This window comes from Stutzerimonas stutzeri (assembly GCF_024448895.1).
Lineage (GTDB): Bacteria > Pseudomonadota > Gammaproteobacteria > Pseudomonadales > Pseudomonadaceae > Stutzerimonas > Stutzerimonas stutzeri_Q.
Genome location: NZ_JAMOIC010000013.1, coordinates 68,665 through 82,703 on the forward strand (window position 1 = coordinate 68,665; position 14,039 = coordinate 82,703).

14 protein-coding genes are annotated in these 14,039 nt (G+C 58.5%); 6 read left to right on the top strand and 8 right to left on the bottom strand.

Annotation, left to right across the window (positions count from 1 at the left end):
* Positions 1–122 precede the first annotated feature (122 nt).
* The gene (locus NA619_RS16010; protein WP_255962846.1) at positions 123–1,988 is read right to left on the bottom strand and encodes a transglycosylase SLT domain-containing protein; all 1,866 of its coding nucleotides are present in this window, start codon (positions 1,986–1,988) and stop codon (positions 123–125) included.
* A gap of 286 nt (positions 1,989–2,274) precedes the next feature.
* Here NA619_RS16010 and NA619_RS16015 point away from each other — a divergent pair, with 286 nt between their 5' ends.
* Positions 2,275–4,185, top strand: a complete 1,911-nt coding sequence (locus NA619_RS16015; protein WP_255962847.1) for an ATP-binding cassette domain-containing protein — start codon at positions 2,275–2,277, stop codon at positions 4,183–4,185.
* Between the two features lie 134 nt (positions 4,186–4,319).
* Positions 4,320–5,012: a DUF6901 family protein gene (locus NA619_RS16020; protein WP_255962848.1), complete on the top strand. Its 693-nt coding sequence runs from the start codon at positions 4,320–4,322 to the stop codon at positions 5,010–5,012.
* Positions 5,013–5,038: 26 nt separating this feature from the next.
* On the opposite strand, the gene NA619_RS16025 is transcribed toward NA619_RS16020, so the two are convergent.
* Positions 5,039–5,479 (bottom strand): universal stress protein, encoded by a 441-nt coding sequence (locus NA619_RS16025; protein ID WP_255962849.1) that lies wholly within the window; start codon positions 5,477–5,479, stop codon positions 5,039–5,041.
* 206 nt (positions 5,480–5,685) lie between these two features.
* On the opposite strand from NA619_RS16025, the gene NA619_RS16030 reads away from it, so the two are divergent.
* The 3 genes from NA619_RS16030 to NA619_RS16040 are packed head-to-tail and all read left to right on the top strand — an operon-like array spanning position 5,686 to position 7,510.
* The gene (locus NA619_RS16030) at positions 5,686–6,153 is read left to right on the top strand and encodes an MFS transporter (RefSeq protein ID WP_423836842.1); all 468 of its coding nucleotides are present in this window, start codon (positions 5,686–5,688) and stop codon (positions 6,151–6,153) included.
* A gap of 41 nt (positions 6,154–6,194) precedes the next feature.
* Positions 6,195–6,971, top strand: a complete 777-nt coding sequence (locus NA619_RS16035) for a class II glutamine amidotransferase (protein WP_255962851.1) — start codon at positions 6,195–6,197, stop codon at positions 6,969–6,971.
* A complete protein-coding gene (locus NA619_RS16040; RefSeq protein ID WP_255962852.1) occupies positions 6,971–7,510 on the top strand; it encodes a DUF2937 family protein in 540 nt (179 codons plus the stop codon). Before NA619_RS16035 ends, NA619_RS16040 begins: the two co-directional genes overlap by 1 nt.
* On the opposite strand, the gene NA619_RS16045 is transcribed toward NA619_RS16040, so the two are convergent.
* The 5 genes from NA619_RS16045 to NA619_RS16065 all read right to left on the bottom strand — a co-directional run bounded on the left by NA619_RS16045 (position 7,485) and on the right by NA619_RS16065 (position 11,776).
* A complete protein-coding gene (locus NA619_RS16045; protein WP_255962853.1) occupies positions 7,485–8,009 on the bottom strand; it encodes a hypothetical protein in 525 nt (174 codons plus the stop codon). The two genes, NA619_RS16040 and NA619_RS16045, sit on opposite strands and share 26 nt — an antisense overlap.
* A 28-nt stretch (positions 8,010–8,037) precedes the next feature.
* Positions 8,038–9,216, bottom strand: coding sequence for a vWA domain-containing protein (locus tag NA619_RS16050; RefSeq protein WP_255831605.1), 1,179 nt, complete (start codon positions 9,214–9,216; stop codon positions 8,038–8,040).
* A 47-nt stretch (positions 9,217–9,263) separates the two neighbouring features.
* On the bottom strand, positions 9,264–9,662 hold the full coding sequence (locus NA619_RS16055) for a GFA family protein (protein ID WP_255962854.1): 399 nt from the start codon (positions 9,660–9,662) through the stop codon (positions 9,264–9,266).
* 50 nt (positions 9,663–9,712) lie between these two features.
* Positions 9,713–10,558 carry an AAA family ATPase gene (locus NA619_RS16060; RefSeq protein WP_255962855.1) on the bottom strand — a complete coding sequence of 282 codons (846 nt, stop codon included), beginning with the start codon at positions 10,556–10,558 and terminating at the stop codon, positions 9,713–9,715.
* A 141-nt stretch (positions 10,559–10,699) separates the two neighbouring features.
* Positions 10,700–11,776 (bottom strand): DUF748 domain-containing protein, encoded by a 1,077-nt coding sequence (locus NA619_RS16065; protein WP_255962856.1) that lies wholly within the window; start codon positions 11,774–11,776, stop codon positions 10,700–10,702.
* 139 nt (positions 11,777–11,915) lie between these two features.
* Between NA619_RS16065 and cysK the strand changes: the two genes are divergently transcribed.
* The gene (gene cysK, locus NA619_RS16070) at positions 11,916–12,890 is read left to right on the top strand and encodes a cysteine synthase A (protein WP_255962857.1); all 975 of its coding nucleotides are present in this window, start codon (positions 11,916–11,918) and stop codon (positions 12,888–12,890) included.
* Positions 12,891–12,990: 100 nt separating this feature from the next.
* Here the strand turns inward: cysK and NA619_RS16075 are convergent, their stop codons facing one another.
* Positions 12,991–13,908 carry a DMT family transporter gene (locus NA619_RS16075; protein ID WP_255962858.1) on the bottom strand — a complete coding sequence of 306 codons (918 nt, stop codon included), beginning with the start codon at positions 13,906–13,908 and terminating at the stop codon, positions 12,991–12,993.
* Between the last annotated feature and the right edge of the window lie 131 nt (positions 13,909–14,039).

The window sequence follows — 14,039 nt, forward strand, 5'->3', positions numbered from 1 at the left end:
CACTCACAGTCGCGATCAAACGGGCGAGTTTGGCTTAACTTGTCTTGATCGAGCCAATCATTGAGTTCTCCTGATATTCCCAGCGGACACGCACAGGTGGCGGTCCGCTGGCGGGACAGCGATTAACGCTGGCCGTCGAAATATCGCTCATGCCATTCGACAAGCGGCTGCGGCGCATTGAGTTTCTCGCCATAGATTACCGAGTAGGTCAGCACGTTCTGGACGTACTGCCGGGTCTCATCGAATGGAATATTTTCAACCCATACATCGAAGGGAAGATGCGACGCGTTCTTCAGCCATTGCCTGACCCGCCCGGGGCCGGCGTTGTAGGCTGCGGACGCAAGCACCCTGTTGCCATTGAACTGGCCATAGATCTGGCTGAGATAAGCGGCCCCAAGCTGAATATTGGTCGCGGGGTTGAGTACCTGCTGTTGAGAGGCCAGCGGAATACCAAAGCGCTTGGCGGTTTCCTTGGCAGTGGCCGGCATCAATTGCATCAGGCCTGTCGCCCCCACATGAGAGCGGGCGTCGGCCATGAAGGCGCTCTCTTGGCGGGTGATGGCAAAAACCCAGCTGGGATGGATCTCCCGGGCCTTTGCGGCGTTCACCAGGCTGCTGCGATGCGCCATGGGGAATCGTATATCCAGGTCGTCCCAGTATTTCGCCTGGCTGATCGTGCGAATCGCTGGGAAATACCACTCCATGTCATAGGCCAGGCGCGCCTGGGCGACCATCTCGTCGCGGCTGAATAAGCGGCTGACGTGATACCACTCGCGGCGTCCATCGACAATTTGCCCGCGGTCATGAAATTCCAGGGCGCGGCGGATGCCAGCGGTATTGCGGACCTTTTGCATCAGCTTCGCATCGAGAGCAAGCGGCTGATGATTGAGTTTATAGGGCGCCTTGATGCGGTCCGCCGAGAGAAAGCCATAGAAGTCCCGTTCACCCGCGACCGGCCGGTAGAGCTGGGCGACCTGCTCATCCTTGGGTCTGGCAAGCTCCAGGCTGCGGGCTTTCCAGTAGCGCCAGCGGTTGCTCTCGCCAAGCTCTCCCGTAAAGCGCTTTGTCAGCTCGTGAGCGTCCTGCCAGCGCCCCATCCGGAGCAACAGGCGGGCGCGCCATTCGCTGACAGTATCGTCGCGCAGGTCCGGGTCATATTCGGCCATGACGTTTAGCGCGCGGGGATCGAAACGCTTGGCCAGGGTGAGTCCGATCTGGCGGGCAATCGAAACCTTCTCCTCTGGAGAAAAGGACATTCGCCTGGCGTAGGCATCTAGAAGGCCCAGGGCTTTCTCCGGATCCTTACGGGCCAGGCGGCGCAGGCCAAAGGAAACGACGTCGCCCATGGCTTCGGTTGCAGGAGAGAATCGGGCCGTCTGAGTCAGCATCTCAGGTTTTTGTCCCACCTCGAGCAGCAGCTCGCCCTCTTTGTTCAGTGTCGGCAGGCCCTTGACCAAAAACTTGGCCAGGCCGGAGTTGTTGGCCTCGACTGCCAGCTTGGCCCGCTTCCAGCGCATCGATTCAGTGAGCTGTCCAGCGGCAGCCCAGCGATCGAACAACGCATCACACGCATTGTGCTGTGACTTACCTACCAGCCAAAGACGCTCCGCAGTCTGGTAACCCTCCTTGAGCTGGCCGCTGGAGAATTGGTACTGGCCGTACAGGCAGTCCAGCTCGGTGAAGTTCATCTTGGGATCGTAGTACGTCAGGAATGGCCGCCAGTCACCTCGCGCCGCAAGCAATCGCAACCAGCGCAGCTTCATCCAGTTGGCTTGAGGCAGATCGTCATACGCCAGATAGGGTTCGAGAGGGTAGTCGCGCAGCGCACTTGCATGGCGGCGATAGGGCCCACTGTCGCCCTTGGCCAGCGCTCGCTTGGCTTCGTCATAGAGCTGACGCTGCTGCTGGAGGCTGGCGGCTTGAGTAGTCTCAAGGGTGACGACAACGAATAGAAGGCTGAAACAGATACTGGAGAGTCGACCGCGCATGAGACTTCCGAAAACGGGGGAGGGCTTGGAATCGCTGGCCGCTAGCTTAGCTCGGGCAGTCAGCCAGTTAAACGCGGATTAAGCTCTTGAAACAAACAATCCGGCTGGTTCCGACGAACGAGCGGTCCGGCCTTGGGGATAGTGATTGCCTCTAAGCATGAAACACGATGAATGGCCGCTGCCGGGGCACCGCTATATGCGTATTTACGGCTTCCGTGGCGTTGGGCGGCAACCGTGATTGAGGTCCGTTCTGCTAGACTGCGCGCCCAGTTTTCCGGAGGTAATCATGACCCTGCTCAAGTTGACCAATGTGTCCCTCGCCTATGGCAACAATCCATTGCTCGATGGAGTGTCCTGGCAGATTGCGCGGGGTGAGCGGGTATGCATCATCGGCCGTAACGGGACCGGTAAGTCGAGCATGCTCAGTCTGGTCAAGGGTAGTCAGCTGCCTGACGACGGAGAGATCTGGCGTGCTCCGGGGCTGAAAATCGGCGAGCTGCCACAGGAGCTTCCGCTCGCCGATGAGCGAACCGTGTTCGATGTGGTAGCTGAAGGCCTGGCCGGCGTTGGCAAGCTGCTTGCCGACTACCATCACCTGAGCCAGAACATTCAGAACGATGCCGATCTGGACAAACTGATGCACGTCCAGCAGGAACTCGAGGCAAAGGACGGCTGGCGTCTGCAGCAGCTGGTCGACAGCACCCTGAGCCGCTTGCAACTGCCTGCGGACAAGACCCTTGCAGAACTATCGGGCGGTTGGCGCAGGCGGGTGCTATTGGCTCAGGCGCTGGTGTCGGAGCCGGATCTGCTGTTGCTGGATGAGCCAACCAACCACCTGGATATCGGCGCAATCGCCTGGCTTGAAGAGGCGCTGACCGGCTTCAACGGCGCGGTTCTGTTCATCACGCACGACCGTGCTTTCCTGCAGAACCTTGCTACTCGCATTCTCGAGCTTGATCGCGGCCACATGATCGACTGGAACGGCGATTACGCCAGCTTCCTGGTGCACAAGGAACAGCAGCTGGCCGCTGAAGAAACCGCCAACGCGCTGTTCGACAAGAAGCTCGCGCAAGAGGAAGTCTGGATCCGTCAAGGCATCAAGGCCAGGCGCACCCGCAACGAGGGTCGTGTGCGTGCCCTCAAGGCGCTGCGGGCCGAGCGCAGCGAACGCCGTGAACATCAGGGCAAGGCCAATATCCAGATCGATGCAGCCGAGAAATCAGGCAAGCAGGTGATCGTCGTTGAGCACGCGAGCTTCGCCCATCCGGGCGGTGCGCCGCTGATTCGTGATTTCTCCACCGTTCTGCAGCGGGGCGACCGCATCGGTCTGCTCGGCGCGAACGGCACCGGCAAGACCACGTTGCTCAAGCTTTTGCTTGGTGATCTGCAGCCTACGAGCGGCAAGGTCGAGGCCGGCACGCGTCTGGAAGTGGCGTATTTCGACCAGTTGCGTCACCAGCTGGAACTGGAAAAGACCGTCATCGATAACGTTGCTGAGGGTCGTGACTTCATCACCATCGACGGCCAGAGCCGCCATGTTCTCAGCTACCTGGGCGACTTTCTGTTCAGCCCACAGCGTGCGCGGACACCTGTGAAGGCCCTGTCTGGGGGAGAGCGGGCACGGCTCTTGCTCGCTAAGCTGTTCAGCAAGCCGGCCAACCTGCTGGTCCTCGACGAACCGACCAATGATCTCGACGTGGAAACCCTGGAGCTGCTGGAAGAAGTACTGCTGAATTTTCAGGGCACGGTGTTGATGGTCAGCCACGACCGGGCATTCCTCGACAATGTCGTGACCAGCACGCTGGTCTTCGAAGGTAACGGCGTTGTGCGTGAGTATGTGGGCGGTTATCAGGACTGGCTGCGTCAGGGCGGCTCGCCCAGGTTACTCGGGGTGGCTGATGGCAAGGAAGCGAAGGAGGCCAAGACAGAAGCAGCGCAAAACAGTCCCGCGACAGCTGTAGCTGAAATCGCGCCGGCTAAGAAAAAGCTCAGCTACAAGGTGCAGCGTGAACTGGACGCGCTGCCGGCGAAGATTGACGCCGTCGAGAAAAGCATCGCTGCCGTACAGGCAGAAATTGCCAAGCCAGAGTTCTATCAGCAGACTGCCGAGCGTACCGCCGAAACGATTGCCAAGCTTGAGGGTTTGCAAAAGGAGCTCGACGAGCTGCTTGAGCGCTGGGCTGAACTCGAGGGTTGAGTGCGGCGCCGGCTGATCTGCCCCGATCAGCCGGAGCGCCTGTTTCGGCCGCGTCGCCGGTTCAGTGCTGAACATTCAGATCTGTTACACACACCATTAACTACCGAAATCTGTCAGCACTGGACGGAGCATTGATGGCAATTGATTACCGCATCGTCCTGGATGACGAGCATGAGTTCAGCTATCGAATCGAGCTGGATCGCACCTATGATCCCGATGCCGCTGCATTGGCGCCCAAGTGGACCCGTCTGGACCATCAGCAGTGCAATAACTGTCCACTCAGCCGTGAAAACTTCACGCATTGCCCGGCCGCAGTCGATCTGCATCGGGTCATCGAAGACTTTCAGGGATTGCCCGCTGTTAAAAAGGCGCAAGTACGTGTCCGTACGCCCGAGCGTGAATACAACAAGCTAGTAGGGTTGGATGAGGGGTTGCGCGCGTTGCTGGGCGTGATCATGGCCACCAGTGCCTGCCCGATCCTCGGTACGTTGAAACCGATGGCGAATCAGCATCTGCCGTTCGCCAGTAATCAGGAGTTCGTGTTGCGTGCCGTATCGCTGTATCTGGCCAGGCAGTACTTTCACATGCGCGAAGGGCGGCACGCCGATTGGGAGCTGCGTGGATTGGTGCGTTCTTTCCAGCAACTGCAGCTGGTCAATCAGGCGTTCTGGCAGCGTATCCACGACACCTGTCATGGCGACTCGAATCTGAAGGCCTTTCTGACCTTTTTCTCCATGGCGTCCAGTCTTACGTATTCGCTGGAAACCCAATTGAAAAAGATCAGGCCACTGGTGATGAGTGCGGGCGAGGGGCCCGAGCCGGCCTGATCCGACGGCGGATCAGGCCATGGGTGTTACTCGGCCTTCTTCAGCCGTACGGCGAGAACATCGCAGGGCGCCCCGTGGAGGATGTCGTTGGCGGTTGATCCCAGCAGCAGCGCCAAACCATGCCGGCCGTGACTGCCCACCACCACCAGATCGCATCCCTGTTCCTTGGCCAGCCGGTGCACTTCCTGCCGGGGTTGCCCGTACGCCAGATGGCGCTGCTCAGAGGTCAGGCCTGGGTAACGGTCGGCAAATACGGCCAGACGGTCTCGGGCCTGATCGAACTGCTGTTGCTGCAGCATCGACAGGTCCATCGGAACGTCTCCGCCAAACGCCATGGCCATGGGCTCGATGACGTGTACCAACGCAAGTTTTGCGCCGCTGGCGGTCGCCAGCGCCTGAGCGCGTGCTACGACCGGATGGCATTCATCGTTCAGGTCGGTAGCGACCAGAATATGCTGATAGGTCATGGTGAATCTCCTGATGTGTCAGTAGCGACAAGTATGGCTTCTCAGCACGCAATCGGGTTGCGAAGCTTTTTTTCAGCGTTTATACGGCGTTGATTGGGCAATGGCCAGTGTGCATTACATCACCTGGGTAGCCGTGCCGTGGTTTAGCGCTGTTATCATGCGCAGCACCTACGCTGGCGCGCCTGCCGGCCTGTCTAGAGATGATCATGTTCCTGTCTGCCAATGAATATCTGCTTGCCTGGGCGGCTTACGGTATCGCCGCACTGGGCTGTCTGCTGGTCTGGTTTCGCATAACCCGTTCGATGTGGCGTTGGCTGCGGGAGCCGTTGCGGCTGATCATGGCCGTCCTGCTATTGACGCCAACGATTGTCGATCCTGCCAAAGAGCTGTTCGCACCGGCTGTGGCCATCACGGCGCTGGACCTACTGTTCAAGGTGGGCAACAACGCATGGCGCGCTGTCGCTGACTTGGCGCTGTACGGTTTGATCGCTTTCGCCGTGTACGCACTCTTTGCTGGTTTGCGCTTCCTGATCGAGCGTCGCAGGCCGCAAGGCCGTACCGAGTCGGCTGTCGACGAGGATCCCCGCACATTGCGCGAGCGGCTCGAAGAAGACGACGAGGATGACTACCGGCCTGCGAACCGTTACCAGGCGCGTACCGAGCCCAGGCTCTGATTCACGGCTCGACGCTTTCCAAGACCTCCGGGAGATAGCGCATGTGTGAACTGCTCGGCATGAGTGCCAATGTGCCTACCGACATCCATTTCAGTTTCACCGGGCTGATGCAGCGCGGTGGCCGCACAGGGCCGCACAAGGATGGTTGGGGGATCGCGTTCTACGAAGGCCGAGGTTTACGGTTGTTCCAGGATCCGGTAGCCAGCTGCGAATCCGAAGTTGCAAAGATGGTTCAGCACTACCTGATCAAGAGTCACGTGGTGATTGGCCACATACGACATGCCAACGTCGGCAAGGTCGCCTTGGTCAATACGCATCCATTCGTTCGCGAGTTGTGGGGCCAGCACTGGTGCTTCGCTCACAACGGCCAGCTGGCTGATTTCGACCCGGCGCGGGGCTTCTACCGGCCAGTTGGAGATACCGACAGCGAGGCCGCCTTTTGCGATCTGCTCAATCAGATTCGCAGTCATTTCCCTGAACGAGTCGAAGGTGAAGACCTGCTGCCCTATCTGCTCGACGCCTGTGCAGGCTATCGCGCCAAAGGGGTGTTCAATTGTCTGCTCAGCAATGGCGAATGGTTATTCAGCTTCTGCTCGACCAAGCTTGCGCAGATTACCCGCCGCGCTCCGTTTGGCCCGGCCCAATTGAAGGATGCTGAGTTGACTGTGGACTTCACCGCCGAGACTACGCCGAACGATGTCGTAACCGTGCTGGCAACCGAACCACTGACCGATAACGAGTTATGGGATATACACCAATCGGGTGAGTGGACGTTATGGCGGCTGGGCGAGTGCGTCGCTCGCGGGCAGGTGGCCTGATGTTCAGAAGTTATCTGCGGCTCACACTCTTCGCCCTCGGGCTGTTAATCGGCATACAGGTGCCCGGATTCATCCAGGCCTATGCGAACCACGTCGAAGCTCGGCGGCTTGAAACCCAGCAAGGGCTGACCGGATTTCAGGAAACGGCTGGCCGATTCTTCAGCGGTGATCTGAATGCGCTGGTCGCGCACTACCGTGCCAGCGAGGACCCGGTAATCCAGAGCGATGCCCGTAGTGTCTCGGCTCTGGTGGAGCGCGCGCGACTGCTAGATCGAGAATGGCGAATCATGCAAGGCCCTTGGTACGCGCAGGCGTGGCATGTACTGATCGGCGCAGATCAGAGCATGAGAGCTCAGGTATGGAGCAGCTATCGATTCCAGGTTCTGCTGGCACCCGAAGCAATCGCCTGGGGATTGTGCTGTGCGTTGCTGCTGGCCTGGATCATCGAGAGCATCATCGTATTACTGAGTCAGGCGCTGTTCCCTCAGCGCTACCGCAAGCGGCGGCGTATCGCTAAGCCGCTTCCGCCGCAACGGTAGGTTCGCTTTCCCGAGACTGAAAGCGACCTAGACGGCAAGCCCATTCACCTAGAACACCCTGAATGCCAGGCACGCACAGGGTGACGAGTATCAACCAGCTCAGGTCTGCAACTCTGATAATAGACAGAAGATTACGACCGGTTGGTTCGTGCTGCAGGCCAGCCACTTGCAAAAGGATGGTGCCAACCGCGATCCAGACCATCACCACCTGGATCAGAAGCCACCCACTGAATGCTCCGTTGGCAAGCCGCAACCAGGGCCGACTTTTGGGTCTTACCGCCGCCGCCAGCCACCAGATTGCAATGATGGCCGAGGCTGCAACCTTGGCGTATAGGACCGACTTGTAGTGCTCGAGAACCCAGCCAGCGAGGTTCGAGGGCCATCCGCCATGAATTTGTTCAACCGGTTCATTGGCAAGCATGACTGCTAGATAGACATCGTTAGCTGCGATCAACGCAGTCCATACCGCAATGGCGCTCAGCACCAGCCTTGTCTTCACCCTTTGCGTCCTTGCAGCGGCTGGATGCCTACTTCGACAGGAACTTCATCCCTTCTTCCAAGCCGCTCAGCGTAAGCGGATACATTCGGTCTTCGACGAGATCGCGGACGATACCGGTGGAGGAGGTGTAGCCCCAGGTGTCTTTCGGGTACGGGTTGATCCAGATGAGCTTCTTGTATTTCTCCATGAAGCGCTGCATCCAGACGTAACCGGCTTCTTCGTTCCAGTGCTCCACACTGCCGCCGGCCTGGGTGATTTCGTAGGGCGCCATGGCTGCATCACCAACGAAGACAACCTTGTAGTCCGCGCCGTACTTATGCAGCAGATCAAGTGTTGAAGTGCGTTCGGAAGTGCGGCGGAAGTTGTTCTTCCATACCGATTCATAGATGAAGTTATGGAAGTAGAAGTACTCAAGGTGCTTGAACTCAGTCTTGCAGGCTGAGAACAGCTCTTCGCAGACTTTGACGTGGGCGTCCATCGAGCCGCCGATGTCGAACAGGATGAGCAGCTTCACGGCGTTGCGTCGCTCGGGTCGCATCTGGATGTTCAGCAGGCCGCCATCCTTCGCAGTGTGGTCGATGGTGCCGTCCAGATCGAGCTCATCCTGAGCGCCCTGGCGCGCGAACTTGCGCAGGCGGCGAAGGGCGACCTTGATGTTGCGGGTGCCCAGCTCGACCTGATCATCAAGATTCTTGTATTCGCGCTGATCCCAGACTTTCACCGCCTTGCCCTGACGTTTGCCAGCGTCCCCGATGCGGATGCCCTCGGGGTTGTAACCGCCGGAACCGAATGGGCTGGTGCCCCCCGTGCCGATCCACTTGTTACCGCCGGCGTGCTTGCCTTTCTGCTCTTCGAGGCGCTTCTTGAATTCCTCGATCAGCTTGTCCAGTCCACCCAGCGATTCAATCTTCGCCCGCTCCTCATCGCTCAGCGAGCGTTCGAACTCCTTGCGCAGCCACTCTTCAGGGATCAGGGCCTCGATGTGCTGGTCGAGGTTCTCCAGACCTTTGAAGTAAGCGCCGAACGCTCGGTCGAACTTATCGAAATGCCGTTCATCCTTCACCAGGATCGCCCGGGACAAGTAGTAGAACTCGTCCATGTCTGCAAACACGACGTTGTGTTTCAGCGCATTGACCAGGTCAAGCAGTTCGCGCACTGACACCGGAACCTTGGCGGCGCGCATTTCATTGAACAAGCCAAGCAGCATGGCAGAACCTCTAGCGTGCCGTCTGGACGGCACCTTTCATGATTAATTCAGAGATCTTCATCGTGAGTCGGGAGACCGTCTCGGATCTCATACCAGTCCGCTTTGGAACGCACGAAGATGTGCTCTTGGGGCGGAACCGGCAGCGGCGAATCGAGCGTGCCGGCGGCGACGCCCAGTTCGTGCTCGCGGTTGTCGACGAATTGCAGGTTGGAGCCGCAGCGAATGCAGAACGTCCGCGTCACGTGTTCGGAGGAGTGATAAACGCCTAGCTGATCCTTGCCGGAGAGAATGTGAAACGCCTCGAGCGGCACACCTGCGTAGGTGGCAAAAGCCGCACCGTGTGCTTTTCTGCACATCTTGCAGTGACAGTGGCTCAGCTCGTTGATTGGCGCGTCGATGCGATAACGCACGACGCCACAAAGGCAACTACCGGTAAAGGTTTGCATGGCTCTTCCTCCAGTGACATGAGGCGGCCGGCTCAAGTGAACCGCCGCGATCAGCGGTTGGCGCGACGACTCATGAACGCCAGACGCTCCAGCAACTGCACGTCCTGCTCGTTTTTCACCAGCGCCCCGGCCAGCGGTGGGATAGCTTTGGTCGGATCGCGCTCGCGCAGAACGGCTTCGCCGATGTTGTCGGCCATCAGCAGTTTCAGCCAGTCGACCAGCTCGCTGGTGGACGGCTTCTTCTTCAAGCCCGGCACCTTGCGTACATCAAAGAACACATCAAGGGCTTCCGCCACCAAGTCCTTCTTGATGTTCGGGTAATGCACATCGACGATCTTCTGCAGCGTCTGGCGATCGGGGAACGCGATGTAGTGGAAGAAGCAGCGGCGTAGGAACGCGTCCGGCAGTTCCTTCTCGTTGTTCGACGTGATGATGATGATAGGGCGCTTCTTGGCCTTGATCGTCTCGTCGGTTTCGTAGACGTAGAACTCCATCTTGTCGAGTTCCTGCAGAAGGTCATTGGGAAACTCGATGTCGGCCTTATCGATTTCATCGATCAGCAGAATGACGCGTTCCTCAGACTCGAATGCCTCCCACAATTTGCCTTTCTTGATGTAGTTGCGCACATCGTGAACACGGTCGGAGTCGAGCTGCGAATCACGCAGGCGGCTCACTGCATCGTATTCGTACAAGCCCTGATGGGCCTTGGTGGTGGACTTGATGTGCCAGGTGATCAACCGTGCGCCAAAGGAATCGGCCAGCTGCTCTGCCAGCATGGTCTTGCCGGTGCCGGGTTCGCCCTTGACCAGCAGCGGCCGCTCCAGCGTGATAGCAGCGTTGACCGCGAGCTTGAGGTCGTCGGTGGCGACATAGGACTGGGTACCTTCGAACTTCATCTGGGATTCCTTGGATCGGGCCTAGCACGCAGGCTCTTCATGTTGGATTAGACGGCTGACTATAAGTGATGGGCGCACGAGTGTGAACGTGAGCGGATCATTCAGTCACTGAATGGTTGGCAGGGATTCGCGCGTTCTCGATTAACCGTCATCTTCACCGAGCGATCGCTCGAATCGTGCGGAGAACGCCTCTACAAATGCGTTGCGGAGGATTGCGATAAACGCCTGGAATGGACTGATATCTGCGTCCTTCGTGCTGCCGGACAGCTCCACCCGCGTGGCAAACTGGTCCTTTCGCTGGTTCTCGAGCACCTCCTGACCACCACCCACAACGGCTTCCCAGATGCCTCTTAAGAGGCCCTTGTCCTCGTTTTCAACGTCCTGCTCGAAGTCGAACACCTCGACATTGCGTAGGAGCGGCTTGATATAGCCATCCAGCTGGCTGTCGTTGGCCTCGACTTCCACTACAAGGTCGCCTGTTCCGCCTGCGAAATCGAATTTTCCGTAAGCATTGGCGAAGTCGTTCAGTTTGGTCAGGTCGAGCCCCGTCAAGCGAAGGTTGACGTCGAAATTCACCCAGTCCGTGAATGGGTCGAAATGAGCAGAGGCTTCGATGGGCGCCTGATCGAAGAATCTTGCTTCCCCTTTGAACGTGGCGACTCGACCCTGCTCATCATTGGCAGAGTTGGTGAGGTTATAAAGACTGGCGTTTATCGCGTTGGCATAGACATGAACAGGCGGGTCGGCATCGAAGTTACGGAAGGACAGCTGACCGTCTTCGACGCGTACTTCATTCAAGGTGAAGGGGATTACTTCATTGACCTGATCCCGCCAGTCGACTCCCTCGCCAGTCTGGTCTTCATCCGCATCCTCATCATCGATGAAATTCAGATGCGGCTGATGAAGGATGACCTCGCCCACCAGCGCGCGCTCGTTCCACAAGGTTCGCCAGCTGACACCGATATCAATCGATTCGGCGGTAAGCAACGGGGCTTGGATCGGCTCGGCTTTCTTTTCGATGACCAGGCCATCGATGGTGTAGGAACCCCGCCACCAGGCTAAATCGACGTCCTCGATATTGCCGCGGTAATCGCCCATATCAGCGAGCTTGTCGTTCAGGTAGTTGAGGACCAGGTGTGGCAGGGCAAGATGTAGCAGCAGCAAAACCACTGCAAGTGACAGGAAGATCCACAACGGAAGTCGATAACGTGTCTTCATCTCGGGCCTGATGGGTTGAAGAAAGGGGTGCGCTTTGCTTCTCGATGGACCCCGCTGTTCAGCCATGAGTTCGGCTGGACGAGTCACGAGACTGCGCTTAGGCTCATCAGTCTGATTTATACAACGCAGGGACACTGTCATGAGCCGCATCTTTGCTGACAACGCGCAAACCATCGGGAATACGCCGCTGGTGATGATCAATCGACTGGGGCCCAAGGGCGTCACCATCATGGCGAAGATCGAGGGGCGCAATCCGGCTTACTCGGTCAAGTGCCGCATCGGCGCGGCCATGATCTGGGACGCAGAAGAAAGCGGTCGGCTGAAGCCTGGCATGACCCTGGTCGAGCCAACGTCCGGCAATACGGGCATTGGGCTCGCCTTTGTGGCGGCGGCGCGCGGGTACAAGCTGATGCTGACCATGCCGGCCTCGATGAGCCTGGAGCGTCGCAAGGTATTGAAGGCACTGGGTGCAGAGCTGGTGTTGACCGAAGCGGCTAAAGGGATGAAGGGTGCGATCGAAAAAGCAGCAGAGATCGCCGCGACCGACCCGGACAAGTACTTCATGCCGCAACAGTTCGAGAACCCATCCAATCCGGCCATTCACGAGAAGACAACCGGTCCGGAAATCTGGAATGACACCGAAGGCAGTATTGATGTGCTGGTTGCAGGCGTCGGTACTGGGGGCACCATTACCGGTGTGTCGCGCTATATCAAGAACACCAAGGGCAAGCAGATTCTCAGCGTTGCGGTAGAGCCGGTCAGCTCTCCGGTAATCACGCAGACGATGGCTGGGGATGAAGTCAAACCAAGTCCGCACAAGATCCAGGGCATCGGTGCTGGTTTCGTACCGAAGAACCTGGACCTGTCAATCGTCGATCAGGTCGAGCGTGTCGACGATGACGAGTCCAAAGCCATGGCGCTGCGCCTGATGCGGGAGGAGGGGATTCTCTGCGGTATCTCCTGCGGCGCGGCGATGGCTGCGGCGGTACGTCTTGCGGAGAAGCCGGAAATGCAGGGCAAGAATATCGTCGTGATCCTGCCTGACTCTGGCGAGCGCTATCTGTCCTCGATGCTCTTTTCTGACATGTTCACCGAGCAAGAACTGCAGCAGTGAGTCCGCTGCGCCGGGCTGCATCAGCATCAGCAGCACCGGCGCTGCATCGTTTGACGCTTCTCGGATACGCAATGAGCTCCCTGACTGTTCAAAAGGGACGCTAGCTGCGTTGGGTCTCGGGTGCCGCCACTGCCGTGTCAGGCGCCTGTTTCAATATGAGCCACAGCGCCACGGCAATCAGCGCACCGCCGTAGACGTAAGCCCAGTCCAGCGGCTCACCCAGAAACACCGCACCCCAGAGAACGCCGAACGGCGGAATGATGAACGTCACTGTCAGCGTTCGGACCGGTCCGATGTCCGAAAGCAGTCGGAAGTAAAGGATGTAGGCGAAAGCCGTGCAACCGATGCCCAGGCCGAGAAGGCTGAGCCAGACGGTTCCGTTACCCCAGGACATGGGTGGCGCCATGATCAGCGAGAGGGCAAACATGGGGAGCAAGCAAAAGGCAGCTCCAGCCTGGCTGCCGAACGCGACCAGTTCGCTGCTCAAGCCTCCATGTTGATTGATCCAGCGGCGGGTCAGAAACCCACCGAATCCGTAGCATGCCGTCGCGCCCAGACAAGCAAGCGCACCTATTACCAGTTCCATGTCGAATGCCACGGGTCCGGTGCGCGTCAGCAAGGCCACGCCGCCCAGACCGAACATCACGCCGACCATTTTCGAGACCGTCAGCGATTCTGCGAAAAACAGAGCGCCGATGACGACGCCCATCATCGGCGTAGTTGCATTGAAAATGGCCGAGTAACCGGTTGGCAGGAATTGCGCCGCCAGTGCATAGAGGGCAAATGGCACGCCTGAGTTGATCATTCCCAGAAGCATGCACAGCTTCAGCTTTCCACGAAAATCCCAACGAACCCGCATCACGAGGAGTATTGCCAACAACCCGGCACAGGCAAAAAGCACCCGGAAGAATGCAGTGGGAAAGGTCCCGAGCTCCGGTGCGATTATCCGCATGAAGAGAAAGCTGGCCCCCCATATCGCGGCGAGGCTGAGCAGACGCAACAGATCGACAATGCGCATGACGGGACTCCACGGGATGAGCAGCCAGTGTTGGCGAGGCACCTAGACCTGGCAACCCGATTCACGCTTTCAAACTTTCCGTTGGGCTGATCGGCTTTCATTGGGGAGGGTGTCTGGATAAGCTCGAGGCT

What these genes read in the sequence shown, in the direction of transcription:
- NA619_RS16010 (WP_255962846.1), bottom strand. Translation starts at nt 1,988, where the DNA reads ATGCGCGGTCGACTCTCCAGTATCTGTTTCAGCCTTCTATTCGTTGTC.
- NA619_RS16015 (WP_255962847.1), top strand. Translation starts at nt 2,275, where the DNA reads ATGACCCTGCTCAAGTTGACCAATGTGTCCCTCGCCTATGGCAACAAT.
- NA619_RS16020 (WP_255962848.1), top strand. Translation starts at nt 4,320, where the DNA reads ATGGCAATTGATTACCGCATCGTCCTGGATGACGAGCATGAGTTCAGC.
- NA619_RS16025 (WP_255962849.1), bottom strand. Translation starts at nt 5,479, where the DNA reads ATGACCTATCAGCATATTCTGGTCGCTACCGACCTGAACGATGAATGC.
- NA619_RS16030 (WP_423836842.1), top strand. Translation starts at nt 5,686, where the DNA reads ATGTTCCTGTCTGCCAATGAATATCTGCTTGCCTGGGCGGCTTACGGT.
- NA619_RS16035 (WP_255962851.1), top strand. Translation starts at nt 6,195, where the DNA reads ATGTGTGAACTGCTCGGCATGAGTGCCAATGTGCCTACCGACATCCAT.
- NA619_RS16040 (WP_255962852.1), top strand. Translation starts at nt 6,971, where the DNA reads ATGTTCAGAAGTTATCTGCGGCTCACACTCTTCGCCCTCGGGCTGTTA.
- NA619_RS16050 (WP_255831605.1), bottom strand. Translation starts at nt 9,216, where the DNA reads ATGCTGCTTGGCTTGTTCAATGAAATGCGCGCCGCCAAGGTTCCGGTG.
- NA619_RS16055 (WP_255962854.1), bottom strand. Translation starts at nt 9,662, where the DNA reads ATGCAAACCTTTACCGGTAGTTGCCTTTGTGGCGTCGTGCGTTATCGC.
- NA619_RS16060 (WP_255962855.1), bottom strand. Translation starts at nt 10,558, where the DNA reads ATGAAGTTCGAAGGTACCCAGTCCTATGTCGCCACCGACGACCTCAAG.
- NA619_RS16065 (WP_255962856.1), bottom strand. Translation starts at nt 11,776, where the DNA reads ATGAAGACACGTTATCGACTTCCGTTGTGGATCTTCCTGTCACTTGCA.
- cysK (WP_255962857.1), top strand. Translation starts at nt 11,916, where the DNA reads ATGAGCCGCATCTTTGCTGACAACGCGCAAACCATCGGGAATACGCCG.
- NA619_RS16075 (WP_255962858.1), bottom strand. Translation starts at nt 13,908, where the DNA reads ATGCGCATTGTCGATCTGTTGCGTCTGCTCAGCCTCGCCGCGATATGG.